We start from the raw sequence: 24,631 nt of genomic DNA, 5'->3' as shown, positions 1-24,631 counted from the left end.
CGCCGATCTGTCACCGCCGGGCCGGGGCCGGGTCGGTACCGGGCAGCCCGGCGCTGTAGTCGGGCAGCTCTACCGTGCTGCTGACCTGCTGCCCGGCCTTGAGCATCCGATCCAGCAGGAAGCGCCGGGACAGCAGGGTGTTGCGCAGCCACAGCCCGGTGGCAGTGCGCGGCGCGAGGAACGGCCCGGTGCGGTCGCCGCCCTTCTGGCAGCCCTCGGCGTACGGCCGGATCCGCCGCTCGTACCGGGCGAAGGCGGCGCGGTGGTCGCCGTCGGCCCGGGCCAGCTCGCCGGCCAGGACGTACGCGGCGACCAGTGCGGTGCCCGTTCCCATGCCGCCGAGCGTGGCACCGCACGCGGCGTCCCCGACGAGCGCGACGCGCCCCTGGGACCAGGCCGGCACATCGGCCCGGCTGATGGCGTCGAAGTACAGCTCGGGCGCGGCACGCAGGGACTCCAGCAGCCGCGGCACGTGCCATCCGAGGCCGGCGAAGGCGTCGGCGACCAGAGCCTTCTGCTGCTCGACGGAGCGCCGGTCGTACGAGAGCGCGGGCGAGGCGAAGACGAACATCGCACCGGCCCGTGCCGGGTCCCGGTGGTCGGCGCCGACGGAGGCGAGCCGCCCCGGTGCGTTGTGGCCGACCGCTCCCTCCCCCGCCGTCAGCCCGAGGTCGTTGGGGAGTTGCCAGGTGGCGGCGTAGTGACCGAGGTGGCGTACGTACCGTTCCTCGGGGCCGAAGGCGAGCCGCCGGACGGTCGAGTGCAGCCCGTCGGCGCCGATCACCAGGTCGAACTCGCGGGCCGGACCGTCGCGGAAGGCGACGTGCACGCCCGAGGCGGTCTCGGTGAGCCCGGTGATGGTGTCGCCGAAGACGTACTCCGTGGCGGGGGCGCTGCGCTCGTACAGCACCCGGGACAGATCCCCGCGCAGCACCTCCAGCTCGCCGCCCATGAACTCGGCCGGCAGCCGCAGCAGTTGACGCCCCTGCGCGTCGACGAAGCGGATTGCGCTGCCGCCCGTCCGCAGCCGCCGCAGCTCCGGCAGCAGCCCCATGCGGCGGAGCACGGTCAGGTGCGTCTCCCCGCGGAAGTCCACGGCGTGACCGCCCGTGCGCAGGGCGGGGGCCATCTCGACGACGGTGGGCCGGAAGCCGTGGCGCGCCAGCCAGTGGGCGAGCGCGGGCCCGGCGACGCTCGCGCCGGAGATCAGGACGGTTCCGCGGTGCGGTGTCGATGACATGGCTCTCCCCGTTCGTCCGCAATCCGTGTCCGATGGACACAGTTATTACTGTGTACCATGGACACGGTTTTCAGGGAACGGCCTGCGGGAAAGCCGCGAGACGAATCGCACGGGAACGGGGACGCGCATGACCGAGGGCACACCTGACGGCGATGACGGAGCGGCCCGGCACACCGCGACCGTGCGGCTGTTGTGGGGGCCGCAGCCGCAGCCCGCGCGGGGACCGCGGCGGACGCTGGACCTGGCGGGGATCGCGCGGGCCGGCGTCGCGGTCGCCGACGCCGAGGGCCTGACCGCCGTGTCCATGCAACGGGTCGCCGCGCAGCTGGCCGTGACGAAGATGGCGCTGTACCGGTACGTGCCGGGCAAGGCCGAACTGGTCGCGCTGATGGTCGACGCCGCGCTCGCGCCGCTACCACCCGAGGACGAACCGCGCCCCGACTGGCGGGGGCAGCTGACCGCGTGGGCGCAGCACCTGCTGCACGGCTTCGCCCGGCACCCCTGGCTGCTGGACGCGACAGTGGGGCCACGCGTGCTGGGCCCGGTCGAGCTGGCGTGGATGGAGCGGGCCGTCGCCGCGCTGGACGGCACCCCGCTCACCGGCGCCGAACGCCTGGATGCCGCCGTCCTGCTCACCGGCCACGTCCGCACCATCGCCCAACACGGCGGCGCGGCGGGCCCGGACGGCGACGCCGAGGCGCAACTGCACGCACTGCTGGGCGAGGTGCTCCGCGACCACGGCGACCGGTTCCCCGCCGTGACCGCGGCCCTCGGCGCCGCGTCGGCCCACGGGGCCGCGGACCGGGACCAGGCCTGGGAGTTCGGCCTCCGGCGCATCCTGGACGGCCTGGCAGCGCTGATCACCGAGCGGTCGCCGGACTGAGACCGGCGCGGGGCCTCTGCGGTCTCCGCGGCAGCTCCGGGCGCAGCCCCACGCAGCGGGGCACGGGCACACGCTTCCGTACGCCGGTCAGTCCCGTCCGCAAGCCCGTCCGCGGGCGCACGGGACTCGCCCGCCGCACGTCGACCTCAGCGCCACGTAGGCCGCGCCCGCGGCCAGCGCCGCCGTGGCCAGGCGGCGGCCGGCCGTGCGGCGGGTGCCGTGCCAGCCGCCGTGGACGGAGCCGCCCGGGAGGGCGTGCGGGACGGTGCCCGCGGTGTCGGGGGCCTGCTCGGTGCGGGAGAGGTGGGACCGGTTCATCTGGTACGCCACGGCCTTCTCCGTCGGACCGGGAAAGAGTTTGGTCCAGCAGGCCAGCGCCGCGGCGGCGGGGCCCACGTAGACCTCGCGGCGCGGGGAGCGGACCAGGCGGAGGATCGCGCGGGCCGCCCGTTCGGGGGTGTAGACGGGGGCCATCGGCGTGACCTTGCGGCCGGAGTAGTTGGCGGCGCTCCGGAAGAACGGCGTGTCCATGGTGGCGGGCAGGACCGTACAGACGTGGACGTCGCGGTGGCCCTCCAGCCACAGCTCCTGGCGGAGGCTGGTGCTCAGCGCCCGGACGGCGGCCTTCGCCAGCGCGTACGGCGCGTTGTAGGGGACCGGGGAGACGCCGACGACGGAGGAGACGTTGATCAGGGTGCCGCTGCCCTGGCGGCGCATCGCGGTGAGCGCGGCGCGCGCCCCGTAGACGTAGCCCAGTACATCGGTGTCGATCACCTTGCGGCAGACGTCCGCCGGGATCTCGTCGAGCGCGCCGAAGGCGGCTACCGCGGCGTTGTTGAGCCAGACGTCGATCCGCCCGAAGGCGGCCACGGCCTCCTGCGCCAGCCGGTCCACCGCGGCGGCGTCGGTCACGTCGGTGGGTACGGGGAGCGCGCGGCCCCGGCCACGCCGGCGGCACCGGCGGGCGACCTCGTTCAGCTCCTCGGCACGCCGGGCGGCCAGGACGACGTGCCAGCCGCGGGCGGCGAACGCCTCGGCGCAGGCCCGTCCGACCCCGCTGGAGGCCCCGGTGATCACCACGACGCCGCCCTCACCCTCGGCCCCCATGGCCGCCTCCTCCATCTGTACGGCCGCGGACCGGTCCGCGGTGCTTGTCGAGGCCATCAAGTACCCGGATCGTCATAATGCACACATAACGGATCACCTGTCAGTGTGATGACGAAGCAGGCTGTCACCGCCGGCCCGGCCGGCCGACCCGGATGGAGCATCCATGGCCGTACGGCACCAGCTCATCGCCCGGAAGCCGGCCGCCGTATGGGAGGTGCTGGCGGACAGCCGCCGCTACGGCGACTGGGTCGTCGGCCCCACGGACTCCGGCCCGCTGGACGACACCTGGCCGGAGGTCGGCTCGACCATCGCCTACAAGCTCCGGCTGGGCGTCCTGGAGATGACCGGCCGTACCGTCGTCCGCCGCCACGAGCCGCCCCGGTGGCTGGAGCTGGAGGCGCACTGCGACCCGCTCGGCTCGGCCCGGATCGCGCTGGACATCCGCCCCTGGGGCGAGGAGACGCTGGTCATCCTCGACGAACACCCACTGCGCGGTTTCGGCGGGCTGGTGCACAACTTCGCGCTGGACGCGCTGCTGCAACTGCGCCACCGCAACATGCTCAAGCGGCTGGCGAAGGTGGTCGAGGGGCTGCCGCCGGAGGCGGACCACAGCGGTGCCGGGCGGGGCCCGGCCGCCGAGCGCCCGGCGGGGCGGTGACATGGCCGACGCGGTGGTGATCGGGGCCGGACCCAACGGTCTGGTGGCGGCCAACCTCCTTGCCGACGCGGGCTGGAGCGTCACGGTGCTGGAGGCGCAGCCCGAGCCCGGCGGCGCCGTCCGCAGCGACCGCGGCGTCCACCCGGACTACATCAGCGACGTCTTCAGCGCCTTCTACCCGCTGGCCGCCGCCTCGCCCGTCCTGCGCGGGCTGGAGCTGCACCGGGACGGCCTGCGCTGGAGCCACGCCCCGCACGTCCTCGCCCATCCGCTGCCCGACGGCCGGTGCGCCGTCCTCGACCGCAACCGCGCGGTGACGGCGGGCGGGCTGGAGGAGTTCGGGGCCGGGGACGGCGAGGCCTGGGTCCGCCTGTGCCACCTGTGGGACCGGCTGGGCCAGGACATCCTGCACGCGCTGTTCACCCCGTTCCCGCCGGTCCGTGCCACCGCCCGGCTCGCGGTGCGGCTGCGCGGCGCCGGCGGGCTGCGGCTGGCCCGCAGCCTGGTGCTGCCGGTACGCCGGCTGGGCGAGGAGGAGTTCCGGGGCGAGGGCGGCCGGCTGCTGCTGGCGGGCAACGCGCTCCACGCGGACCTGGCTCCGGAGGCGGCGGGCAGCGGCGGATACGGCTGGCTGCTGACGATGCTCGGGCAGGCGGTCGGCTTCCCGGTGCCGGTCGGCGGGGCGGGCGCGCTGACGGCGGCGCTGGTCCGGCGGCTGGCCCGACGGGGTGTCACGGTGCGCTGCGGCGAGCCGGTCACCGAGGTGGTGGTGCGCGGCGGGCGGGCGGTCGGGGTGCGGACCGCAGGCGGTGACCGGGTCCCGGCGGAACGGGCGGTGCTGGCGGACGTGCCCGCGCCGGTGCTCTACCGCGAACTGGTCGGCGCGGGGCACCTGCCGCCCCGGATCTTCGACGATCTGCGCCGCTTCCAGTGGGACTTCGCGACGTTCAAGGTCGACTGGGCGCTGAACGGCCCGGTGCCGTGGTCGGCGCCAGGCTGCGCGCTGGCCGGCACGGTGCATGTGGCGGACGGCGTGGACGACCTGACGCGGTTCGCCGCGCAGCTCGCCATGGGCCTGGTGCCGGACCGGCCGTTCGCGCTGTTCGGGCAGATGACGACGGCGGACGCCGCCCGTTCGCCGGCCGGTACGGAGTCGGCGTGGGCGTACACCCACGTCCCGCAGACGGTGAAGGGGGACGCCGGGCCTGACGGGCTGACGGGCGACTGGAACGCGGGCGAACAGGAGCGGATGGCCGACCGCATCGAGGCGCAGGTGGAACGGTTCGCGCCGGGCTTCCGCGACCGGATCCGGGCCCGCCGCATCCTCGCGCCGCCCACGCTCCAGGCGGCGAACAACAATCTGCGCGGCGGCGCGATCAACGGCGGTACGGCCGGCATGCACCAGCAGCTCTTCTTCCGCCCGCTGCCCGGCACCGGCCGCCCGGAGACCCCGGTGCCCGGCCTCTACCTGGCCTCCGCCTCCGCCCACCCCGGCGGCGGAGTGCACGGCGCCCCCGGCGCCAACGCCGCCCACGCCGCCCTCCACGCAGGCCCCCGCCCCCGCCTCCTCGCAGCCGCACAGAACGCCCTCTCCAGACGCGGCCGCGGGGGCGAGAGGGGACGGACTTAGAGATTCCGCGGGTAAGGGCGCCGTCGCGAGCGCTGCGTTCCCCCCCCCGCCCGGGCCAGCGGATCATGCCCACGCCTCCGAGTTTGTGTTAGAGCGCACTCCAAGTCCTAGGTTCCGAGGCATGCGATACATCAAACTCGGAACGACCGGGCTGGAAGTCTCCGCCATCACCCTCGGGTGCATGAGCTTCGGCGAGCCGGACCGGGGCGGCGAGCCCTGGTCGCTGGGCGCGGACGCCAGCCGGGACATCATCAAGCAGGCCCTCGAGGGCGGCGTCAACTTCCTCGACACGGCCAATGGGTACAGCGCCGGAAGCAGCGAGGAGATCGTCGGCCAGGCGGTCAGGGACTTCACCCGGCGCGAGGAGGTCGTTCTCTCCACCAAGGTCTGGATGCGGATGCGCCCCGGCCCGAACGGCGCCGGGCTCTCCCGCAAGGCGATCTTCGCCGAGCTCGACGCCTCCCTGAAGCGGCTGGGGACCGACTACATCGACCTGTACCAGATCCACCGCTGGGACTACGGCACCCCGATCGAGGAAACCCTCGAGGCGCTGCACGACGCGGTCAAGTCCGGGAAGGTCCGCTACATCGGAGCCTCTTCCATGTACGCCTGGCAGTTCGCCAAGGCCCTTTACCTGGCCGACCTGAACGGCTGGACCCGGTTCGTGTCGATGCAGGACCACTACAACCTCATCCACCGAGAAGCAGAGCGGGAGATGCTCCCGCTCTGCGCCGACCAGGGCATCGGCGTGATCCCGTGGAGCCCGCTGGCACGGGGCAGGCTGACGCGGGTCCGGGACACCGCCACGGCGCGTGCCGAGACCGACGAGGGCGGCAAGATCCTCTACCGCGACGGGGACCAGGCAGTGGCCGAGCGCGTCCACGAGATCGCGGGCAAGCGGGGTCTGTCCCCGGCCCAGGTCGCCCTGGCCTGGGTCATGCGCAACCCGGCGGTGACCTCGCCCATCGTCGGGGTCACCAAGCCGGCCCAGCTCGCCGACGCGCTCGCCGCGGTGGACGTCGAACTCGACGAAGACGAGGCCGCCTACTTGGAGGAGCCCTACCAGCCGCACGAGGCTGCCTACCTGGAGGAGTCCTTCTACAAGTCGCGCCCTGTGGCGGGCTCCCGGTAGTCCGGGCTACCGCCGTGCCTTCGACGAGTCCTTGGCCTCGGCCTTCACAGCCCTGTGGTGGGCCCGGCGGTGCTTGCGGGCGGTCGCGCGCAACTGCATGATCCGCGCGCTGCCCGCCGGCGCGGTGTGCAGGATGCCCGCCACCGCGGCCGGCAGCAGGGCCACGCACAGCGGAACGTGCCCGTGGGCACCGAAGCATCTGACGTCCACCGACTGCTCCTGAGTTTGGTCAATTGGCAAGAGGTCTCGCGGGCAGGGGCGTCAGGCTGATGTGACGCGGGCACCGGGACCCGTTTTGACGTCGGACTTCTCCATCTCTACATCTGAAAACGGAGCACCGGTGCCCGCCGTCGAAGCATGGGCGATCGAGCCCTTGTGGGTCCAGTTCGAGGCCCTCCTGCCACCGCATCTCGAGAAACATCCGTGGGGCCGTCACCACCCACGGATCCCGGACCGGATCGTGTTCGACCGGGGAAAACTCGGGATCAAGTGGTCGCGGATGACCGACGGAAGCGGGATCCCGCTGGGCTGTGTCGTGGCCGGCGCGAACCGGCACGACTCCCCGTTGCTGTGCTCGACGCCAGAGAAGCTCGGGCGTTTCGAGCTCGCGTTGCCTGAGCAGATCACGGTGCACCTTGACGCGGGCTACGACTCCACGGTCACCCGCAAACTGCTGACCGATCTCGGCTGCGAGTGGCTGATCCAGCCCAAGGGCGTCGTGATCCCGATCAATCACACTCGCCGCTGGGCCGTCGAGCGCACCAACTCCTGGTACAGCCGCGGCTTCAACTTCACCCTGTCCTGCACGGAACGTCGAACGGTCGTCATCAACGCGCTGCTCGCGTTGATGACCGCGATCATCGTGATCCGACGCCTCATCCGCGAAGCCCGGACCGGCCGACGCTGGGACACACGGCCGGCCCGCCGACCATGACGCCTTGTCCTCTACCCGCGGAATCTCTTAGCCGCCGCAGCCAAAGGGCGGACGTCGGCGCCGGCTTCGGCGCTGGTCGCGGGGCGGCCCCGGGTGCCGGACGGACAGTCGCTGTGCGGGGCGTCGGTCATTTCGTACAGCGCATGCGCTCGTCGGGGCAGGCGGCCGTAGCCAGGATGGCCGTATCACTTCATGACATGGCGCAGAGGATCCAGGCTTCCGCCTCTTCGAAACGGCCGGCCTCTCTCAGCAGGACAACGAGGTTGCGCAGGGCCACGGTGTCTCCTGATTCGACGGCTCTACGGCACCACGCTTCGGCCTCCTTCACCCGGCCCGCCCCCTTCAGCAGAAAGACGAGGTTGCGCATGGCCACGGTGTCCCCGGATTCGGCCGCTCGGCGGCACCGGGCTTCGGCCTCCTCGCCCCTGTCCGCCTCTTCCAGTAGGACCCCGATGCCGGCTCCGAGGTCTGGTTCTTCGGCGACTCGGCGGTACCAGGCTTCGGCCTCCTCAACCCGGTCCGCCCTTTTCAGTAGAGCTCCGAGGTCGGTGTCGGCGTCTTCTGCTGCGGCGACTTCGCGGTACCAGGTGTCGGCCTGCTCCAGCCGGTCCGCCTCGTCCAGCAGGACACCGAGGTCGGTGTCGGCGTTCTCCGTTTCGGCGACTTGCCGATACCAGACATCGGCCTCCTCGACCCGGCCTTCATCGTCCAGCACGACACCGAGGTGGAACATGGCGCGGGTGTCCCCGGCTTCGGCGGCTCCGCGGTACCAGGGCTCCGCCTCCCCGACCCGGCCCTCCTCGTCCAGCAAGACACCGAGGTGGAACATGGCGCGTGTGTTCCCGGCTGCGGCCGCTTGCCGGTACCAAGCCTCCGCTTCCTCAACCCGTTTCGCCTTGTCCCACATGAGGTCGAGGTTGACCGCACTCCGGCCGTCCTCGTCCAGGAAGGCCCCGAGGTCGACCATGGCATCGGTGTCCCCGGCCTCGGCGGCTCGGCGGTACCAGGCTTCCGCCCCCTTCTGCCGGCCGTCCTCGTCCAGTAGGACACCGAGGTGGAACATGGCGTCCACGTCACCGGCCTTTGCGGCTCGGTGGAACCGGGCTTCCGCCGCTTCCTTCCGGCCTGTCTCCTCCGGCTGGGCCGGGAGGTTGGCCATGGCGTCGGTGTTGCCGGCTTCGGCGGCTCGGCGGAACCAGGCTTCCGCCACTTTGTTCCGGCCCGTCTCCTGCAGTAAGGCCCCGAGGCTGACCATGGCGTGCGTGCTCCCGGCCTCGACGGCTCGGCGGAACCAGGCTTCCGCCCCCTTGTTCCGGCCCGTCTCCTTCAGCAGGACCCCGAGCTTGACCATCGCATCGGTGTCACCGGCCTCGGCCGCTCGGCGGAACCGGACTTCATCGGGCATGTTGTTCCCGACAACGTCCGGTCCATTGATCACGCTGCCTTGCCGGCCACCCGAAGTGGTGTGGTGCGTGGCCTCCCGCCGTGTCGGCTGCGCAGGCGATCCCGGCCGCAACCCTTCGCCGATGGTGCGGCCGGCGGTGTGACGCCGATGTTGAGGTCGTGGTACCCGCCCCTGGGCCGGGTCAGGAGGGGAAGGCAAGGCGGGCGGCTGCAGGTGGGTGGCCGGCTGTTGCCCCGCAAGAGGGTTTACGGTCGACGGGCCGGGGCTGGGGGGAAGTGGTACACGCGGGACCGACGGTTGGGCAGCGCGGTTGCGAGCGAGAGCGATGCGTGCTCCAGCGTCGCGGCTGGTTTGCTGCGGCACGGGTCGGGACTTCTCCTCCAAGTTGCGACGGAGGTGCTCCCACAGGCTGATCATGTCGATCGGGTCCGGTGCTCCGGGAATGCCCTCGGCCAATGCGGTGATCAGCTCACCGGTGAAGGCTGTGTACGTCTCTTCCGGTGGGGCGAGCGCCGTGTGGTTCGCGGACGAAGCGGTGAGCACACAGGTGCCCGCGACCCTTGCATGGCCGGCGATGTCGTCACTCGCGCTCATGCGGCCGGCCAGTGCGCGTCCGCTGTAGCAGCAGTCGAGGATCACCACGGTGCGCCGGGCACGAGCCTCCCGGACCGCACGTCGCAAGAACTCGAATCGCAGCGCCTTGTCCGGGCGTTCGGGGTCCGACTTCGGCAGGGCCAGCAGCAGTTCGTCGCTGTGCGGATCGATCAGACCATGCCCTGCGTAGTAGACGAGCAATGTATCCGTGGCTCGGCGTTCGGTTTCTTGCACCGCGTCCAGAATCTGCTCGCCGTGGCCCGGCTGGGCGAGCACGGTGCAACGGTCGGAGGGCAGGCCCCACACCGCGGGGTCGGTCAAAACCTCACGCAGGCCGACCAAATTACTGGCAACTGCCGGTAAGTCGTCCAGGACGTCGTATTCGGGCACACCCACCAGTAGCGCTGCTGAGCTGGCCGTGTCCGCGAGGGCGGGCACCGGTTACTCCAGGTTCTCGGGGTTCGAGTCCTGATTGTCTTCGGGCCCGGCTGTATCCCAGGTCCTGAGGATCTGTTCGACGACCTCTGGCGATGAGCCCTGTACGGTGACGACTACGCCGTCTCGTTCCATCCGCACCTCGGGTGGGCGCGGACGTGATCCGCGCCAAGCGGCGACGGCGACCAGCAGGCTGCCCAGGGCGATGGTGTTGCTGACGACGACATTGACGACCTCCAGAGGCCCGCCCATGTGCCCCTGGCCTGGTTGCGCAGGCGCTATGGATGCCTTGGCCCGCCCCCGCAGTTCGGGGTCCATCAGCAGCCAGCGGTACAGCGACGTCGTATGGTCGGCGAGATCAGTGCCCCGCGTGTCTTTGTCGTTTGCACCCTCTACAAACGTAAGACGAACCTCCACCGGCCCGGCTCCCCCTCGCTCGCGCTGATCAACAACGATGCACCATAGTAAAGATGATTGCCCCGCGCAGGTGGCCCTCTCAGCCGCCGCAGCCGGCGGCCGGCAGCCGGCGCCGGCTGCCCCACGCGGCCAGGCCGAAGAGCAGGCCGCCGAGCGCGAACCATGGGTTCCACAGCGCCAGGGTCCAGAAGCGTTGGCCCGCGCTGACGGTGGCGTCGAGCTGCGGGGAGTCGGTGAGCAGCAGGAACTCGATCACGGCTGCGCGGACGACGAGCAGCGCGGCCGCGCCCCGGCCCAGCCACCTCACCGCCGGCCCGACGCGCCGGTGCAGCCGCGGGCGGCTGAGCAGCCATCCCAGCGCGCCACCGGCCAGGCACAGCATGCCCACGCCCCACAGACCGGCCGCGACGAACCACAACGGGCGTTGGGTGGCCAGTGCCTGCCCGGCGGAGACGCTCAGCCCCCGCTCTCCGCCGAGGGCCCAGTAGAAGTGCAGGCCCGCGAAGAGCACCGCCCATGAGCACGCGAGGCGGCCCCACAGGCCGGCTGTTCTCGTGCCCGCCCGCATCCGGATTCCCCCGTCATGGCCACCGCTGCCCGTAACTTCCAGGAGCGTATCGCCCTGTACAGACGGGGTGCGTCCCGCATGCCGGACGCCGTTCGTCCCGTAGAACTCCGTTGCTGCACGGGTCTTGTGGCGGCATGCGGCGCGGGCCTAGTGTCGCCAGCCGGTAAGCGCTTTCTATCCGAGGGAGCTTCACGGCATGCCCGTTGCGGAACCGGCCGCCGAGCCGTCACCCACCGGCACCATCCCCTCCTTTCCCCTCCGGGCCGCGGTCGTCGGCACCGGCGGCATCGTCACCGGGAGCCACCTCCCGGCCCTGCGTGAACTGGGGGACCGCGTACGGCTGGTGGCCGCCGTCGACACCGACCCGGCACGGCTCGCGGCCTTCCGCGACCTGGCGGGCGAGGAAGTCAACGGCTACGGCGGCCTCGACGAGATGCTCGCCGCCGAACGCCCCGCGCTCGTCCTCCTCGGCACCCCGCCCGCGCTCCACGCCGAACAGGCCCGCGCCGCGCTGCGTGCGGGCGCCTGGGTGCTGTGCGAGAAGCCGCTGTGCCTGTCGCTCGCGGAGTACGACACGATCGCCGCAGCGGAGGGCACAGCGGAGGACGGTCCCGGCGGCCCGTACGCCTCCGTCGTCTTCCAGCACCGGTACGGCTCCGGCGCGGTGCACGCGCGCGAACTGCTGCGCTCCGGGGAGCTGGGACGACCGCTGGTCGCGCACTGCCAGACCACCTGGTACCGGGACCGGGCGTACTACGCCGTGCCCTGGCGCGGCCGGTGGGCCACCGAGGGCGGCGGGCCGACCATGGGACACGGCATCCACCAGATGGACCTGCTGCTGCACCTGCTCGGCGACTGGACCGAGGTCCGCGCGATGGCGGGCCGGCTGGTGCACGAGGTGGAGAGCGAGGACGTCTCCACCGCGCTCGTCCGGTTCGCCGACGGGACGATGGCCACCGTCGTCAACAGCGTGCTGAGCCCGGACGAGGTGAGCCGCATCCGCATCGACTGCGCGGACGCCACGGTCGAGCTGACGCACCTGTACGGGCACTCCAACGACGACTGGGCGTACACCCCGGCCGTGCACCGCCGCGACGACGCGCGGCGCACGGCCCACTGGCGCACCCCCGCCGCCGACGTACCCAGCTCGCACGCCGCGCAGCTCGACGGCTTCCTCGACGCCATGGAGAAGGGCGTCCGGCCGCCCGGCAGCGGCGCCGAGGCGCGCCGCACCCTGGAGTTCCTCGCCGCGCTCTACAAGTCGGCCTTCACCGGCCGGCCGGTCCACGCGGGCGAGATCGGCCCGGACGACCCGTACTACCACGCCATGCACGGCAACCACCCCGACTGGGCACCGAAGGAGCAGTGACCGCAGCATGAGCGCAGCACCGATCCCGAACACCGGCACCGCGACGCCGATCACCGTCACCCACACCCACGGCGAGCGCATCCGTGTGGCCGCCGGCGGCACCGAGCTGCTGTCGTACGTCTACGCCCCGGACCCGGAGGCCTTCGAGTCCCGCAAGCCGTACGTGCATCCGCTGCGCACCCTCGCCGGAAACCTGGTCAGCGGCTACCGGCCGCACGACCACCGCTGGCACAAGGGCCTGCAGATGACCGCCAGCCATCTGTCCGGGCAGAACTTCTGGGGCGGCAACTCCTATGTCCACGGCGAGGGTTACCTGCCGCTCCACGAGCGCGTGGGCTCGATGCGCCACGACGGCTTCGACGCGTTCGACGTCGCCGGGGACCGGCTGGCCTTCACCGAGTCGCTGACCTGGGTGGAGAACGGTGGCGACGAGTGGGCACGGGAGCGGCGTACGGTCGCGGTGCACTCGGCCGACGCGGAGGCGGGCGCGTACGCGATCGACTGGTCGATCCGGCTGACCAACATCCGTGACGAGCCGCTGCGCTTCGGGTCGCCGACGACGGCGGGCCGCGAGATGGCGGGCTACACCGGGCTGCACTGGCGCGGGCCGCGCGACTTCACGGGCGGGCAGGTGCTGACGCCGGCCGGCTCCGGCACGGACGAGGAGACGATGGGCACGCCGGCCGCGGAACAGCCGTGGCTCGCGCTGGTCGGCACGCACGACGACGTGGACGCGCGGTCCACGCTGGTCTTCGCGCACGCGCCGGAGAACACCGAGGGAGTGCACGCCTCGCACTGGTTCGTCCGCTCCGAGCCGGTGCCCACGGTGGCGTTCTCCTGGGCGTTCTTCGAGGAGTTCGCACTGGCGCCGGGCGAGTCCTTCGCGTACCGGTACCGGGTGCTGGTCGCCGACGGGGCGTGGGAACCCGACCGCATCGAAGCACACCTGAAGTCGCTGGCCTGGTGAGCGGGGAGGAGCCGGAGATGGTCATGGACGCACCGCTGCCGGGCGGCATCGGGCTGTCGCACATCGGCGCCTACGAGTGGGAGGCGGCCGACGGTGTGTGCGGGGGCAGTCCGCACCTCCACCTGGCCTGCACGGAGGCGTACGTCGTCACCGGCGGGCGGGGTGCCGTGCAGACGCTGAGCGTGGTGGACGGGTACCGCGAGACGCCGCTGGAGCCGGGCGTGATCGCCTGGTTCACGCCCGGGACCGTGCACCGCATGGTCAACGGTGCCGGCCTGCGGGTGACGGTGCTGATGCAGAACGGCGGGCTGCCGGAGGCCGGCGACGCGGTCTTCACCTTCCCCACCGAGGTACTGGCCGACCCCGCGGCTTACGCGGCGGCCGCCGCACTGCCCGCGAAGGAGGGACCCGAGGCGGAGGCCGCGGCACGCAAGCGCCGGGACCTGGCCGTCGAGGGGTACCGGGCGCTGCGCACGGCGCTGGCGGACGGTGACGACGAGCCGCTGCGCGCGTTCCACGAGGCGGCGGCCCGGCTCGTCGCGCCCAAGGTGGCGGACTGGCGGGCGCGGTGGCGCGAGGGGGCGCTGGCCGCGGCCGAACGCACCGGAACGCACCTGGACGCGCTCGGGGCGGGAGACGCGGCGCATCTGGCCGAGGACGGGGTGCGTGCCGCGAGTCCGACCCGGCGCGGCGGGTACGGCATGTGCGGCCGCCGCGACGAGTACGAACTGCCCGGCACCACGCTCCCCTACTACGGCGAGTGACCATGCGGCGGATCAGAACGGCCGCGGCCGCGGTCCTCGTCCTGTGCCTGGCCCTCGCGGGCTGCGGCGGCGGTGGCGCGTCCACCGCCGCCGGCGGCAAGGTCACGCTGCGCTTCACCTGGTGGGGCAACGCGGACCGGGCAGCCCGCACCGAGCAGGCGGTCGCCGCCTTCGAGAAGGCGCACCCGGACATCGACATCCAGACCTCGTACTCCACCTACGAGTCCTACAAGCAGAAGCTGGCCACGCAGGCGGCCGGCGGCGACGTGCCCGACCTCATCCAGCTGGACTACCGGCAGATCAGCCAGTACGCGGGCTCCGAGATCCTGCTGGACCTCGGCACCCAGCGCAAGACGCTGCCCACCAAGGAGATGGACTCCGGCCTGCTGAAGACCGGGCAGGTCGGCGGCGTGCAGTACGCGCTGCCCATGGGCGTCGGTACGCAGGCCATGGCGTACGACAGGACGGCCTGGCGGAAGGCCGGGCTCGCCACCCCGAAACCGGGCTGGACCTGGGACGACTGGGTGAGCGCTGTGCGGAAGCTGAAGGCCGCCGGATACGAGCGCCCCATGACGGACCCCGGTCAGATGGAGGACTGGTTCGAGGTCTGGCTGCGGGGACACGGGAAGCGGCTGTACGGCGCGGACGGGCAGGCCGCTTTCAGCGCGGCGGACCTGGCCCGGTTCTGGACCCTCACGTCCAAGCTGCGCAAGGAAGGGCTGGTCAGCAGCGCCGAGGACACCACGCAGATGGCAGGGGGCTCGGTCGAGGACTCCCCGATGGGCCGCAAGCGGGCCGTGGCGGAGTTCAACTGGGATGCCCCGTCGGCCGGTTACGAGGCGCTGTACGGGGACCGGCTGGCGCTCGCACCGATGCCGGCGGGCCCGGACGGAACGCCCGGTCAGTACTACAAGCCGTCGATGCTCCTCGGGATCGCCGCCGACAGCGCGCACCCGCGCGAGGCGGCGCTCTTCATCGACTTCCTGCTCAACTCCGACAAGGCCGCCGACATCCTCGGCGTGGACCGCGGCACCCCGGTCAACGACCGCCAGCGAACCCGGATCCTGCCCAAGGTCACCGGCTTCCAGCGGCAGGTCGCCGGGCTCCAGGAGTCCCTCCAGGGCAAGCTCGAGGACCCGCCGGCCGCACCGCCGCGCGGCGACAACGGCCTGCAGTCGACCTTCGGGCGCGACTACGACCAGGTCTCCTTCGAGCAGGCGTCACCCCGGGAGGTCGCCGAGGACTTCCTGACCGAGGCACGGACGGAGCTGAGGCCGTGAGCACACGAGCGATGGACCAGGGGGCCGCACTCCCCCGGCAGCGCCCGGCCACCGGAAGACCTGCCGGACCTCCGGGCCGCCCGGGAAAACGGCGGCCGAAGCGGGAACGGGAGGGCGCCGCCTGGGTGTTCCTCTCCCCCTGGGTGCTGGGCGCCACCGTCCTCACCCTCCTCCCCATGGCGGTCTCCCTCTACCTCTCCTTCACCGACTACGACCTCTTCGACCCGCCGTCCTGGGTGGGCCTGCGCAACTACACGCAGATGTTCACCGAGGACCCGCGGCTGCTGCGTTCGGTCGGCAACACCCTGCTGTACGTCGTGGTGGCCGTGCCGTTGCAGCTCGGGCTGGCGCTGGCCGTGGCGCTGGCGCTCAAGTCGATGAAGCGCGGCAAGGGCTTCTACCGGTCGGCGTTCTACGCCCCGTCGCTGCTCGGCGCGTCGATGAGCATCGCGCTGGTGTGGCGGGCGCTGTTCAACGACGGCGGCACCGTCGACAACGTGCTCGGCTCGCTCGGTCTGCACACCGGCGGCTGGATCAACCGGCCCGGCTGGGCGCTGCTGTCCGTGGCGCTGCTGACGGTGTGGCAGTTCGGCGCGCCGATGGTCATCTTCCTGGCGGGGCTGCAGCAGATACCGAAGGAACTGTACGAGGCGGCGTCGGTGGACGGCGCGGGCCGGTGGCGGCAGTTCGTCTCGATCACCCTGCCGATGCTGTCCCCGGTCCTCTTCTTCAACCTGGTCCTGCAGACCATCCAGGCGTTCCAGGTGTTCACCCCGGCGTTCGCGGTGAGCGGCGGCCGGGGCGGTCCCGCCGACTCCACGCTCTTCTACACGCTGTACCTGTACGACCGCGGCTTCACCGCCTCGCACATGGGTTACGCCTCCGCGATGGCGTGGGTGCTGCTGATCGCCATCGGCATCGTCACCGCGGTGCTCTTCCGCACCTCCCGGTCCTGGGTCTTCTACGCGAACGAGGAGGGCGGCCGATGACCGTCAACCGGCCCCGCGCCGCCCTGCACGCGGGCTGTCTCGTGGTCCTGGCCGTCATGCTGTACCCGCTGGGCTGGCTGGTCGCGACGTCGTTCAAACCGGCCGACGAGGTGCTCGCCAGTCTCGCGCTGCTGCCGTCCCGGCTCGCCACCGAGAACTACACGACGGCCGCCGCCGGCATCCAGGGCGTCAGCCTGCTGAAGCTGTTCGGCAATTCGCTGACCATCTCCGTCGGCGCCGTGCTGGGCAACGTCCTCAGCTGCTCGCTCGCCGCGTACGCCTTCGCGCGGCTGCGGTTCAAGCTGCGCGGGCCGCTGTTCGCCTTCATGATCGCCACGATCATGCTGCCGCACCACGCGGTGCTCATCCCGCAGTACATCGTCTTCAACCAGCTCGGCATGGTGAACACCTTCTGGCCGATGGTGCTGCCGAAGTTCCTGGCCACCGACGCGTTCTTCGTCTTCCTCATCGTGCAGTTCATGCGCGGCCTGCCACGCGAGCTGGAGGAGGCCGCGAAGATCGACGGCTGCGGTCCGTTCCGTACGTTCGCGCGGGTGGTGCTGCCGCTCACCCGGCCCGCGCTGATCACCACCGCGATCTTCACCTTCATCTGGACCTGGAACGACTTCTTCACCCAGCTCATCTACCTCTTCGAGCCCAGCAAGTACACGCTCACGCTCGCGCTGCGCACCTTCGTGGACACCTCCAGCCAGTCCGCGTACGGCCCGATGTTCGCGATGTCGGTCTTCGCGCTGCTCCCGATCGTGCTGTTCTTCCTCGCCTTCCAGCGGTTCCTGGTCGAGGGCATGGCGAACTCGGGGGTCAAGGGATGAGCACCGCGTCGGATCAGGCGTCCGGGCGGCGGGAGCCCGGCGAGCTGTTCGGCCCGCGCTTCGAGCTGTTCGCCGACGTGCTCGCCATCGGCCTGGTCACGGCGGTGGCCTGCCTGCCGCTGGTGACCGTACCGGCCGCGCTGGCGACGGCCTGCACACTGCTGCGGCGGCGCCAGCGGTACGCCGAACCGTGTACGGCCGGCCACTACGTCCGGGCGCTTCGGGCCCGGCGGTGGCGCGCCGACCTGGCCGCCGGCGGACTGCTGCTCGCGTTCGGCGCGCTGTTCGCTGCGGACGCGGCGCTGGCGGCCGCCGGGCTGCCGGGGGCCGTGCCGTTCGCGCTGTTCCTGGCGGCGGTGGGCACGGTCCTGGCGGTGCTCGCGCTCCGTGCCTGCGCGCGGGAGGAGGCGGCCGACAGCTGGCCGGCGGCACTGCGCGCGGCCGCCCGGAGCACCGTACGTGACCTGCCCGGCTCCGCTCTGGTCCTCCTCGCGCTGGCCACCGCCGCGGTCTGCGCCTGGGTGCTGCCGCCGCTGCTCTTCCTCGTGCCGGGGCCGCTCGCGGCGGCGCTGACGGCGGTGGAACGCCGCGGAGGGGAGTGACCGGGCGAGCGGACCACCGTGAACGTCAAGCGAAGAGCGGCGTTCACCGGTTCGGTCGGTACGGGGCACCGGCGGGAGGATTCCCGGCGTACCCGGGCAGATCCCGTGCACCGGGGCAGCCGCGCCGGGAGATCCCCAGCGAGGAGCGCACATGGCGGACGGCCGGACGGTCAATGCCTTCTTCAGCCTGCAGATCCCGACCCAGCTGGTGGAGGGCGTCATCGCCCTGCAGCAGCAACGCGAGGCGGTCCAGCCGCAGGAACGCGAGGAGATCCACATCACGCTGGCGTTCCTCCACGACGCCGACGCGGCGAAGCTGGCCGACGCGGCGGCGCTGACCAGCGGCCAGGCGTGGCCGGTCCCCCGCATCCGCTTCACCGGCGAGGTGCGGCACGGCAGCTGGGACCTGCAGAAGAACCCCGACTACCACTACGACGAGGCCACCGTCCAGAAGGGGGAGCAGATCCGCCTGGGCGTCGAACCGGTGCAGGAACTCCTCGACCTCTACGCCGACCTGACGGGCAACCTGGGCGGCGCGGAGGACTCCTACTGGCCGCATGTCACGCTCGGCGTGGCGCGCGTGGACATCCCCACCTCCGAGCTGGCCGACCTGGACATCCCGACCGCCAGCGGTCCCGCCAGGAGCCTGGACCTGCGGCAGGCGGGCAGCGCCACGCACTTCAGGATCCTGGTGCGCAGGGACCTCTCCTAGCCGGCCGTCACCCGGCCCGGTACCGGCACGTGCTCCGGCAGCAGGCCGTCCGCCCGCAGTGCGTTCCACACGTCGGACGGCACAGGGCGGCGCGACAGCGTGGCCGCGTCGGTGATTTCGGCCGGCGAGCGGGCGCCGACGAGGACGCTTGCGACGGCCGGGTGGCCGAAGGGGAAGTGCAGGGCGGCGGCGCGGAGCGGTACATCGTGCCGTTCCGCGACGGCCTTCATGCGCAGCGCACGGTCCAGTACGGGCCGTGCGGCGGGCGCGTAGTCGTAGGTGGCGCCGGGGCGCGGGTCGGCGAGCAGGCCGGAGTTGAAGACACCGCCGATGACGACGGAGCGGTGGCGCGCGGACGCTTCCGGGAGCACCTCGGCCAGGCCCGAGGGGTCGAGCAGGGTGTAGCGGCCGGCCAGCAGCACGGCGTCGACGTCGGTGTCACGGAGGAAGCGGGCGAGCATGGCGGTCTGGTTCATGCCCGCACCGATGGCACCGACGACGCCCTCGGCGCGGAGGCGTTCGAGGGCCGGGTACGCCTCCCCGAACGCCTGCTCCGCGTGGTCGTCCGGGTCGTGCAGGTAGGCGATGTCGACCCGTTCCAGGCCGAGGCGGTGCAGGCTCTCCTCGATGCTGCGCCGGACGCCGTCGGCGCTGAAGTCCCAGACCCGGTGGTGGGTGGCGGGCACGGCGAACCCGTGGGCCAGATCGTCACCGCCCGGGCCGCCGGGCCGCAGCAGCCGGCCTACCTTCGTGGAGACCACGTACGCGGCACGGGGCCGGTCGCGCAGGGCCGCACCGAGCCGCCGTTCGGCGAGCCCGAGTCCGTAGTGCGGCGCGGTGTCGAAGGCCCGGACGCCGGCGTCCCAGGCGGCGTCCACGGTGGCGGCGGCCTGCTCGGGGGCGACGCGGGTGTAGAGGTTCCCGAGGGGCGCGGCGCCGAGCGACAGCGCGGTGACGGGGACCCCGCTGCGCCCGAGGGTGCGGCGGGGCTGCGGAATCCCGGCCGGCCGCGACGCGGTCACGCAAGGCTCCGCCCCCGGCCCGGCGCCGGGCCGGTCGCCCTCCGGTACGCCCCGGCGCTCGTCGCTCACCGCTGCGTCTCCGGGCGCAGCCGCAGGCCCGCCATGCCGCCGTCGACGGCGAGCGCGGTGCCGGTGACCGAGGCGGCGGCGGGGGAGGCCAAGTAGACGATGGCGGCGGCCACTTCGTCGGCGGTGACGAGGCGGCCCATGGGCTGCCGGGCGTTGAGCGCGGCGCGTTCGGCCTCGGGGTCGTCGGCCGCGTCCAGCAGCCGCCCGACCCACGGGGTGTCGGCGGTGCCGGGGTTGACGCAGTTGACGCGTATCCCCTCGCGGACATGGTCGGCGGCCATGGCGAGGGTGAGCGAGAGGACGGCGCCCTTGGAGGCCGAGTACAGGGCGCGCTGCGGCAGCCCCGCGGTGGCGGCGATGGAGCAGGTGTTGACGATGGCGGCGTGTGCCGACTCCCGGAGGTACGGGAGGGCCGCGCGGCTGGTGCGCACGATTCCGAGCACGTTGACGTCCAGGACCCGGTGCCACTCGGCGTCGCTATTGTCCTCGACGGTGCCGGCCGCGCCGATGCCGGCGTTGTTGACCAGGATGTCGAGGCCGCCCAGGTCGCTCACCGCGGCCCGGACCGCCGCACGTACGGAGTCGTCGTCGCCGACGTCGGCGCGGTGGCCGGTCAGCGGTTCCTCGACCTTGTCGGCGGCGAGGTCCAGTACGGCGACGCGGGCACCGCGCGCGGCGAGCAGCCGGGCGGTGGCCAGGCCGATGCCCGAGGCCCCGCCGGTGACCAGTGCGGTGCGGCCGCTCATGTCGTTCATGCCTGCTCCTTTTCGTGTGGCGCCGGATGTGCCGTGGTGCGTGCCGCGCGGTCGGCCGTCCAGAACGTGCCGTCGGGGTAGCTGTACGTGGTGAGCGTGCCGGGGTGCAGGTCGGCGGAGAAGCCGGGTGCGGTGGGCGCCGTGTAGCGCGCGTCCCGGATCTCCACGGGGGTCACGAAGTGTTCGTGGAGGTGGTCGACGTACTCGATGGCGCGGTCCTCGGTGGTGCCGGAGAGCGCGAGGTAGTCGAACATCGAGAGGTGCTGGACCAGTTCGCACAGGCCGACGCCGCCGGCGTGCGGGCAGACCGGCACCTCGTACTTCGCGGCCAGCAGCAGCACCGCCAGGTTCTCGTTGACGCCGCCGACGCGGGCCGCGTCGATCTGCAGCACGTCGAGCGCGCCGGCCTGGAGGAGCTGTTTGAAGACGATGCGGTTCTGGACGTGTTCGCCGGTGGCGACGCGGACGGGCGCGACCGCCCGGCGGACGGCGGCGTGTCCGAGGACGTCGTCGGGGCTGGTGGGCTCCTCGATCCAGTACGGGTCGATCTCGGCCAGCGCGTGGGTCCAGGCGATGGCCTCGGCCACGTCCCAGCGCTGATTGGCGTCGATCGCGATGCGGATGTCCGGGCCGACGGCGGCACGCGCGGTGCGGCAGCGGCGCAGGTCGTCGGCGAGGTCGGCACCGACCTTCAGCTTGATCTGGGTGAAGCCGGCCGCGACGGCCTCCTCGGCGAGCCGGGTGAGCTTGGCGTCGGAGTAGCCGAGCCAGCCCGGTGAGGTGGTGTAGGCGGGGTAGCCGCGCTCGCGCAGGTCGGCCTCGCGGGCGGCCATGCCCTCCCGGCCGGTCCGTAGCAACGCCAGCGCCTCGCCGGGGGTGAGGGCGTCGGTGAGGTAGCGGAAGTCGACCTGGGAGACGAGCCATTCGGGCTCGGCGTGGGCGAGGAACCGCCAGAGCGGCTCGCCCCGGCGCTTGGCGGCCAGGTCCCACACGGCGTTGACCACCGCGCCGATCGCCATGTGCATCACGCCCTTCTCCGGGCCGAGCCAGCGCAGCTGGCTGTCGCCGACGAGGTCGCGGCTGAGCGATCCGGGGTCGGCGCACAGCTCTGCCACGGAACGGCCGACGAGGTACGGGCGGAGCGCGGCGATGGCCACGGCCTGGACGTCGTTGCCACGGCCGATGGTGAAGGCGAAGCCGTGGCCCGCCAGGCCGTCGGGCGCGTCGGTGCCGAGGACGACGTACGCGGCTGAGTAGTCGGGGTCGGGGTTCATGGCGTCCGAGCCGTCCAGTTCCCGGGAGGTGGGGAAGCGGACGTCGTGGACGGTGAGGGAGGTGATCCGCGGGGTGGCGGTGGGCGCGCCGGCGGGTGCGGTGGCCCGGATTTCCGCGTCCGGCGGGCCGAGGCGGGTCGGTCTCATCGGTGGCGTCCCTTCCGTCGGCCGCACTGCCGAAATACATCGGATGTCTGTACCGGCGACGCGAACATACGGCCACGCCGAGCCGCGGCACAAGAGGTCATCCGATGTCCAGGCCGTAGACGCGCCGGGCGGTGCCGCCGAGCACGGCCGCGCGCTCCGTCACGGTGCAGCCGCCGAGCAGCTCGTCGGTGAGGGCGCGTACCGCGCCGTAGCCGCCGGCGAGTTCGCACACCGGCCAGTCCGATCCGAACAGCACCCGGTCGGCGCCGAACTCCGCCAGCACGTGCTCGGCGTACGGCCGCAGCAGTGCGGTCGTCCAGGTGTGCCACGGCGCCTCGGTGACCAGCCCGGACAGCTTGCACACGGTGTTCGGGCAGGCGGCGGTCCCGGTGATCCAGGCGGCCCAGGGCCGCCACTCCCCCGCCGTGATGCCCGGCTTCCCGGCATGGTCGAGCACGAACCGCACCTCGTCCAGCGCGCGCACGCAGTCCAGTGCCGCCTGCCGCTGCGGCGCCCGAACCAGGACGTCGTAGGCCAGGCCGCGGGCGCCGAGCGTCGCGAGCGAGCGCCGGACGTCGGCGCGCTCCAGCCAGCGCGGGTCGGGCTCGTCCTCGACCTGGTGCCGCACGCCGACCAGCAATGGGTCGTCGGGCAGGGCGAGTTCGGGTACCGCGAGGTCGGCCCAGCCGACGACGCCCGCGACGAGTCCGTCCGACGCACGGGCCGTGGCGAGGAAGTCGTCGGTCTCCTCGACGGTGGCCACGGTCTGGACGAGGACGGTGCCGGTCACCTCGTGTGCCGCGGTCCGGTCGCGGAGGTCGTCGAGGGTGTAGGGGCGGTGGATCGGCGCGTGCGCGTCCGGGTCCAGCCAGGGGTAGGCACGTGCGGCCGGGTCCCAGAGGTGGTGATGTCCGTCGATCACGTGGTGTGCGTCGGTCACGTGGTGCCCGTCGGTCACGGCAGCTCCCAGACCAGGTCGAGGCCGTGGTCGTCGCCCGCGTAGCTGTCCTGGACGTCGAGGAGGTCCGCCATCCTGGCCTGCCAGGGCACGTTGGCCGGATCGTCGGCCAGCGCGTGGCGCATCGCGCGGTAGTCCTCGACCTCCACGAGGTGGAACAGATCGAGCCCGTCGCGCCAGATCCGCCAGGCGTGCACGCCGGCCGCGCGCAGCGCGTCGTCCAGGTCGGCGGGGATGGTCGCGTGCACCCGCTCGTACTCGGCTTCCTTGCCCGGCTTGAGCCGGGTGTGCAGGGCGATCTGCTCCATGGTTCCGGTCCCGGTCCTTTCCACGGTGGGTGGCGACTCGACGGATACATCGGAGGGATACATCGGAGGAATGAGTCAGGCAAGAGGTCGGATCTCTTGGCGATGCATTCGGTGCAACCCATTGCCGTGACCCGGTTCACAGGCTAGCTTTCGTCGCCGAGCCTGACACCCCCTCCGGATAGATCCCATGTATGGCGTACGGAAGGACGATCTTGTGAGCCAGGTCCAGTCCCCGGCCGGAACCGCCCCGCACAGCGGCGAGAAGGTGCCCCGGCGGGTGCACTGGATCTCCGTACTCGGCGGCCTCTCCGGCCTGTTGTACGGCTACGACTCCGGGGCCATATCCGGGGCGCTGCAACCGCTGACCGACCGCTTCGGCCTGGACGCCACCGGGCAGGGCCTGGTCACCAGCCTGCTGCTGCTCGGCGCGCTGCCCGCCATCGTCGGCGGCTCGCTCGCCGCCCGCCGCTGGGACCGCCGCCATCTGCTGATCCTGGCGGGCGTCATCTTCGTCGCCGGCTCCGTCGCCTGCGGTGTGGCCCCCAACGCGGGCACGCTGATGGTCTCCCGGTTCGTCCTCGGCTTCGCCGTCGGACTGGCCAATATGTTCGGCCTCATCTACCTCAGCGAGCTGGCGCCCAAGCATCTGCGAGGCCGCATCACCGCGCTGTACCAGCTGGCCGTCAACGTCGGCATCCTGCTCGCCTACGGAGTCGGGGACGCCCTGTCGGCGGCCGGCGCGTGGGAGTGGATGCTCGGCCTGGGAGCCGTGCCCGCGGTGGTCTTCCTGGTCGGCATGTTCCTCAGCCCGGCCGGGCCGCGCTGGCTGATGACGCACGGGCGCGAGGAGGAGGCGCGCGGTGTGCTGCGGCGGCTGCGCGCGACGCCGGAGACCGCGGAGTCCGAGGTCACCGAGATCCGCGAGAGCCTGGCCCAGCAGCACGCCGGGCTGCGGGAGTTGGCCGGCACCTACCGTCCGGCGCTCCGCATCACCCTGGTCCTGACCTTCTTCCAGGTCTTCACCGGCATCAACGCGGTCGTCTACTACGCGCCCGTCATCTTCTCCCACCTCACCGACGGCAACGGCGGGCAGGCCGGCACGATCGCCAACTACGGCGTCGGCGCCGCGCTGGTGCTGTCCACCGCGGCGTCGCTGCCCTTCATCGAACGGCTGGGCAGGGTGAAGCTGCTGACCATCTCGCTGGCGGCGCAGGTGCCGCCGATGGTGGCGCTCGCCCTCTTCCCCGACGTGTCCGTGCTCGCCGTGATCTGCGTCTTCGTCTACACCTTCGCGTTCGGGTTCGGGCTCGGACCGGTGTTCTGGCTCTACTGCCCCGAGGTGCTGCCGCTGCGGGCCCGCGCGCTCGGCATGGGTGTGATCACCTTCACCCAGTACCTGCTCAACTTCGCCTTCGCGCTGGCCTTCCCCGACGTGCTCAAGGCCATCGGCAGCACGGTCTTCGGCGTCTTCGCCGTGCTGTCCGCGCTCGCCGCGTGGTACGTCGCCCGGCGCGTCCCGGAGACCGCGGGGCGCTCCCTGGAGGAGATCGAACAGTACTGGCAGCGCCGCCCGGCCTGA

General features: G+C 72.4%; 25 protein-coding genes. 14 read left to right on the top strand and 11 right to left on the bottom strand.

Features of this window, described 5'->3' with window-relative positions:
• Positions 1–10: 10 nt before the first annotated feature.
• Positions 11–1,240: an FAD-dependent monooxygenase gene (locus ACZ6WH_RS16680; protein WP_469729159.1), complete on the bottom strand. Its 1,230-nt coding sequence runs from the start codon at positions 1,238–1,240 to the stop codon at positions 11–13.
• Between the two features lie 127 nt (positions 1,241–1,367).
• On the opposite strand from ACZ6WH_RS16680, the gene ACZ6WH_RS16675 reads away from it, so the two are divergent.
• Positions 1,368–2,123 carry a TetR/AcrR family transcriptional regulator C-terminal domain-containing protein gene (locus ACZ6WH_RS16675; protein ID WP_469729158.1) on the top strand — a complete coding sequence of 252 codons (756 nt, stop codon included), beginning with the start codon at positions 1,368–1,370 and terminating at the stop codon, positions 2,121–2,123.
• A gap of 87 nt (positions 2,124–2,210) precedes the next feature.
• Here ACZ6WH_RS16675 and ACZ6WH_RS16670 read toward each other — a convergent pair whose 3' ends face one another.
• The gene (locus ACZ6WH_RS16670) at positions 2,211–3,287 is read right to left on the bottom strand and encodes an SDR family oxidoreductase (protein ID WP_469729156.1); all 1,077 of its coding nucleotides are present in this window, start codon (positions 3,285–3,287) and stop codon (positions 2,211–2,213) included.
• A 106-nt stretch (positions 3,288–3,393) separates the two neighbouring features.
• On the opposite strand from ACZ6WH_RS16670, the gene ACZ6WH_RS16665 reads away from it, so the two are divergent.
• The 3 genes from ACZ6WH_RS16665 to ACZ6WH_RS16655 all read left to right on the top strand — a co-directional run bounded on the left by ACZ6WH_RS16665 (position 3,394) and on the right by ACZ6WH_RS16655 (position 6,650).
• Positions 3,394–3,888 (top strand): SRPBCC family protein, encoded by a 495-nt coding sequence (locus tag ACZ6WH_RS16665; RefSeq protein WP_469729154.1) that lies wholly within the window; start codon positions 3,394–3,396, stop codon positions 3,886–3,888.
• Position 3,889: 1 nt separating this feature from the next.
• The gene (locus ACZ6WH_RS16660) at positions 3,890–5,518 is read left to right on the top strand and encodes a phytoene desaturase family protein (RefSeq protein ID WP_469729152.1); all 1,629 of its coding nucleotides are present in this window, start codon (positions 3,890–3,892) and stop codon (positions 5,516–5,518) included.
• A gap of 121 nt (positions 5,519–5,639) precedes the next feature.
• Positions 5,640–6,650 (top strand): aldo/keto reductase, encoded by a 1,011-nt coding sequence (locus tag ACZ6WH_RS16655; RefSeq protein ID WP_469729150.1) that lies wholly within the window; start codon positions 5,640–5,642, stop codon positions 6,648–6,650.
• A 6-nt stretch (positions 6,651–6,656) separates the two neighbouring features.
• On the opposite strand, the gene ACZ6WH_RS16650 is transcribed toward ACZ6WH_RS16655, so the two are convergent.
• Positions 6,657–6,860, bottom strand: coding sequence for a LapA family protein (locus ACZ6WH_RS16650; RefSeq protein WP_469729148.1), 204 nt, complete (start codon positions 6,858–6,860; stop codon positions 6,657–6,659).
• Positions 6,861–6,990: 130 nt separating this feature from the next.
• Between ACZ6WH_RS16650 and ACZ6WH_RS16645 the strand changes: the two genes are divergently transcribed.
• Complete coding sequence (locus ACZ6WH_RS16645) at positions 6,991–7,584, top strand: transposase (protein WP_469729146.1); 594 nt, start codon at positions 6,991–6,993, stop codon at positions 7,582–7,584.
• A 190-nt stretch (positions 7,585–7,774) separates the two neighbouring features.
• On the opposite strand, the gene ACZ6WH_RS16640 is transcribed toward ACZ6WH_RS16645, so the two are convergent.
• The 3 genes from ACZ6WH_RS16640 to ACZ6WH_RS16630 all read right to left on the bottom strand — a co-directional run bounded on the left by ACZ6WH_RS16640 (position 7,775) and on the right by ACZ6WH_RS16630 (position 11,003).
• A complete protein-coding gene (locus ACZ6WH_RS16640) occupies positions 7,775–10,021 on the bottom strand; it encodes a caspase, EACC1-associated type (protein ID WP_469729144.1) in 2,247 nt (748 codons plus the stop codon).
• 3 nt (positions 10,022–10,024) lie between these two features.
• On the bottom strand, positions 10,025–10,435 hold the full coding sequence (locus tag ACZ6WH_RS16635; protein WP_469729142.1) for an effector-associated constant component EACC1: 411 nt from the start codon (positions 10,433–10,435) through the stop codon (positions 10,025–10,027).
• A gap of 79 nt (positions 10,436–10,514) precedes the next feature.
• On the bottom strand, positions 10,515–11,003 hold the full coding sequence (locus tag ACZ6WH_RS16630) for a DUF3995 domain-containing protein (RefSeq protein WP_469729140.1): 489 nt from the start codon (positions 11,001–11,003) through the stop codon (positions 10,515–10,517).
• A 196-nt stretch (positions 11,004–11,199) separates the two neighbouring features.
• On the opposite strand from ACZ6WH_RS16630, the gene ACZ6WH_RS16625 reads away from it, so the two are divergent.
• The 8 genes from ACZ6WH_RS16625 (at position 11,200) to ACZ6WH_RS16590 (ending at position 18,519) form a co-directional block, all read left to right on the top strand.
• On the top strand, positions 11,200–12,372 hold the full coding sequence (locus ACZ6WH_RS16625) for a Gfo/Idh/MocA family protein (protein WP_469729139.1): 1,173 nt from the start codon (positions 11,200–11,202) through the stop codon (positions 12,370–12,372).
• Positions 12,373–12,379: 7 nt separating this feature from the next.
• Complete coding sequence (locus ACZ6WH_RS16620) at positions 12,380–13,339, top strand: DUF6807 domain-containing protein (RefSeq protein ID WP_469729137.1); 960 nt, start codon at positions 12,380–12,382, stop codon at positions 13,337–13,339.
• 17 nt (positions 13,340–13,356) lie between these two features.
• Entirely contained in the window at positions 13,357–14,103 is a 747-nt protein-coding gene (locus ACZ6WH_RS16615; RefSeq protein ID WP_469729135.1) for a cupin, read from the top strand.
• Positions 14,104–14,105: 2 nt separating this feature from the next.
• Positions 14,106–15,383 (top strand): ABC transporter substrate-binding protein, encoded by a 1,278-nt coding sequence (locus tag ACZ6WH_RS16610; RefSeq protein ID WP_469729133.1) that lies wholly within the window; start codon positions 14,106–14,108, stop codon positions 15,381–15,383.
• Between the two features lie 11 nt (positions 15,384–15,394).
• A complete protein-coding gene (locus ACZ6WH_RS16605; RefSeq protein WP_469729623.1) occupies positions 15,395–16,372 on the top strand; it encodes a carbohydrate ABC transporter permease in 978 nt (325 codons plus the stop codon).
• Positions 16,369–17,205 (top strand): carbohydrate ABC transporter permease, encoded by an 837-nt coding sequence (locus ACZ6WH_RS16600; RefSeq protein ID WP_432862498.1) that lies wholly within the window; start codon positions 16,369–16,371, stop codon positions 17,203–17,205. Before ACZ6WH_RS16605 ends, ACZ6WH_RS16600 begins: the two co-directional genes overlap by 4 nt.
• Positions 17,202–17,807 carry a hypothetical protein gene (locus ACZ6WH_RS16595; RefSeq protein WP_469729131.1) on the top strand — a complete coding sequence of 202 codons (606 nt, stop codon included), beginning with the start codon at positions 17,202–17,204 and terminating at the stop codon, positions 17,805–17,807. The genes ACZ6WH_RS16600 and ACZ6WH_RS16595 overlap by 4 nt, the downstream gene beginning before the upstream one ends.
• A gap of 151 nt (positions 17,808–17,958) precedes the next feature.
• Positions 17,959–18,519 (top strand): hypothetical protein, encoded by a 561-nt coding sequence (locus ACZ6WH_RS16590; RefSeq protein ID WP_432862492.1) that lies wholly within the window; start codon positions 17,959–17,961, stop codon positions 18,517–18,519.
• Here the strand turns inward: ACZ6WH_RS16590 and ACZ6WH_RS16585 are convergent.
• From ACZ6WH_RS16585 to ACZ6WH_RS16565, 5 genes are all read right to left on the bottom strand, one after another.
• Positions 18,516–19,541: an aldo/keto reductase gene (locus ACZ6WH_RS16585; protein ID WP_469729129.1), complete on the bottom strand. Its 1,026-nt coding sequence runs from the start codon at positions 19,539–19,541 to the stop codon at positions 18,516–18,518. The two genes, ACZ6WH_RS16590 and ACZ6WH_RS16585, sit on opposite strands and share 4 nt — an antisense overlap.
• A 65-nt stretch (positions 19,542–19,606) precedes the next feature.
• Positions 19,607–20,365 carry an SDR family NAD(P)-dependent oxidoreductase gene (locus ACZ6WH_RS16580; protein WP_469729127.1) on the bottom strand — a complete coding sequence of 253 codons (759 nt, stop codon included), beginning with the start codon at positions 20,363–20,365 and terminating at the stop codon, positions 19,607–19,609.
• Positions 20,362–21,786 carry an L-fuconate dehydratase gene (locus tag ACZ6WH_RS16575; RefSeq protein WP_469729125.1) on the bottom strand — a complete coding sequence of 475 codons (1,425 nt, stop codon included), beginning with the start codon at positions 21,784–21,786 and terminating at the stop codon, positions 20,362–20,364. The genes ACZ6WH_RS16580 and ACZ6WH_RS16575 overlap by 4 nt, the downstream gene beginning before the upstream one ends.
• Before the next feature lie 97 nt (positions 21,787–21,883).
• Positions 21,884–22,744 (bottom strand): amidohydrolase family protein, encoded by an 861-nt coding sequence (locus ACZ6WH_RS16570; protein WP_469729123.1) that lies wholly within the window; start codon positions 22,742–22,744, stop codon positions 21,884–21,886.
• The gene (locus ACZ6WH_RS16565; protein ID WP_469729122.1) at positions 22,741–23,052 is read right to left on the bottom strand and encodes an L-rhamnose mutarotase; all 312 of its coding nucleotides are present in this window, start codon (positions 23,050–23,052) and stop codon (positions 22,741–22,743) included. Before ACZ6WH_RS16565 ends, ACZ6WH_RS16570 begins: the two co-directional genes overlap by 4 nt.
• A gap of 214 nt (positions 23,053–23,266) precedes the next feature.
• Here ACZ6WH_RS16565 and ACZ6WH_RS16560 point away from each other — a divergent pair, with 214 nt between their 5' ends.
• Positions 23,267–24,631 carry a sugar porter family MFS transporter gene (locus tag ACZ6WH_RS16560; protein WP_432862477.1) on the top strand — a complete coding sequence of 455 codons (1,365 nt, stop codon included), beginning with the start codon at positions 23,267–23,269 and terminating at the stop codon, positions 24,629–24,631.

The organism is Streptomyces sp. NPDC050806 (assembly GCF_055586425.1).
The sequence above is the reverse complement of the archived record's forward strand: the minus strand, read 5'-3'. Positions and strand labels throughout refer to the sequence as shown.

Bases quoted from the DNA above. Each gene is read 5' to 3' on its own strand.
- ACZ6WH_RS16575 (WP_469729125.1), bottom strand. From the start codon at position 21,786: ATGAGACCGACCCGCCTCGGCCCGCCGGACGCGGAAATCCGGGCCACC.
- ACZ6WH_RS16665 (WP_469729154.1), top strand. From the start codon at position 3,394: ATGGCCGTACGGCACCAGCTCATCGCCCGGAAGCCGGCCGCCGTATGG.
- ACZ6WH_RS16580 (WP_469729127.1), bottom strand. From the start codon at position 20,365: ATGAACGACATGAGCGGCCGCACCGCACTGGTCACCGGCGGGGCCTCG.
- ACZ6WH_RS16630 (WP_469729140.1), bottom strand. From the start codon at position 11,003: ATGCGGGCGGGCACGAGAACAGCCGGCCTGTGGGGCCGCCTCGCGTGC.
- ACZ6WH_RS16670 (WP_469729156.1), bottom strand. From the start codon at position 3,287: ATGGCCTCGACAAGCACCGCGGACCGGTCCGCGGCCGTACAGATGGAG.
- ACZ6WH_RS16675 (WP_469729158.1), top strand. From the start codon at position 1,368: ATGACCGAGGGCACACCTGACGGCGATGACGGAGCGGCCCGGCACACC.
- ACZ6WH_RS16565 (WP_469729122.1), bottom strand. From the start codon at position 23,052: ATGGAGCAGATCGCCCTGCACACCCGGCTCAAGCCGGGCAAGGAAGCC.
- ACZ6WH_RS16615 (WP_469729135.1), top strand. From the start codon at position 13,357: ATGGTCATGGACGCACCGCTGCCGGGCGGCATCGGGCTGTCGCACATC.
- ACZ6WH_RS16600 (WP_432862498.1), top strand. From the start codon at position 16,369: ATGACCGTCAACCGGCCCCGCGCCGCCCTGCACGCGGGCTGTCTCGTG.
- ACZ6WH_RS16605 (WP_469729623.1), top strand. From the start codon at position 15,395: ATGGACCAGGGGGCCGCACTCCCCCGGCAGCGCCCGGCCACCGGAAGA.
- ACZ6WH_RS16660 (WP_469729152.1), top strand. From the start codon at position 3,890: ATGGCCGACGCGGTGGTGATCGGGGCCGGACCCAACGGTCTGGTGGCG.
- ACZ6WH_RS16595 (WP_469729131.1), top strand. From the start codon at position 17,202: ATGAGCACCGCGTCGGATCAGGCGTCCGGGCGGCGGGAGCCCGGCGAG.
- ACZ6WH_RS16590 (WP_432862492.1), top strand. From the start codon at position 17,959: ATGGCGGACGGCCGGACGGTCAATGCCTTCTTCAGCCTGCAGATCCCG.
- ACZ6WH_RS16625 (WP_469729139.1), top strand. From the start codon at position 11,200: ATGCCCGTTGCGGAACCGGCCGCCGAGCCGTCACCCACCGGCACCATC.
- ACZ6WH_RS16620 (WP_469729137.1), top strand. From the start codon at position 12,380: ATGAGCGCAGCACCGATCCCGAACACCGGCACCGCGACGCCGATCACC.
- ACZ6WH_RS16680 (WP_469729159.1), bottom strand. From the start codon at position 1,240: ATGTCATCGACACCGCACCGCGGAACCGTCCTGATCTCCGGCGCGAGC.
- ACZ6WH_RS16655 (WP_469729150.1), top strand. From the start codon at position 5,640: ATGCGATACATCAAACTCGGAACGACCGGGCTGGAAGTCTCCGCCATC.
- ACZ6WH_RS16610 (WP_469729133.1), top strand. From the start codon at position 14,106: ATGCGGCGGATCAGAACGGCCGCGGCCGCGGTCCTCGTCCTGTGCCTG.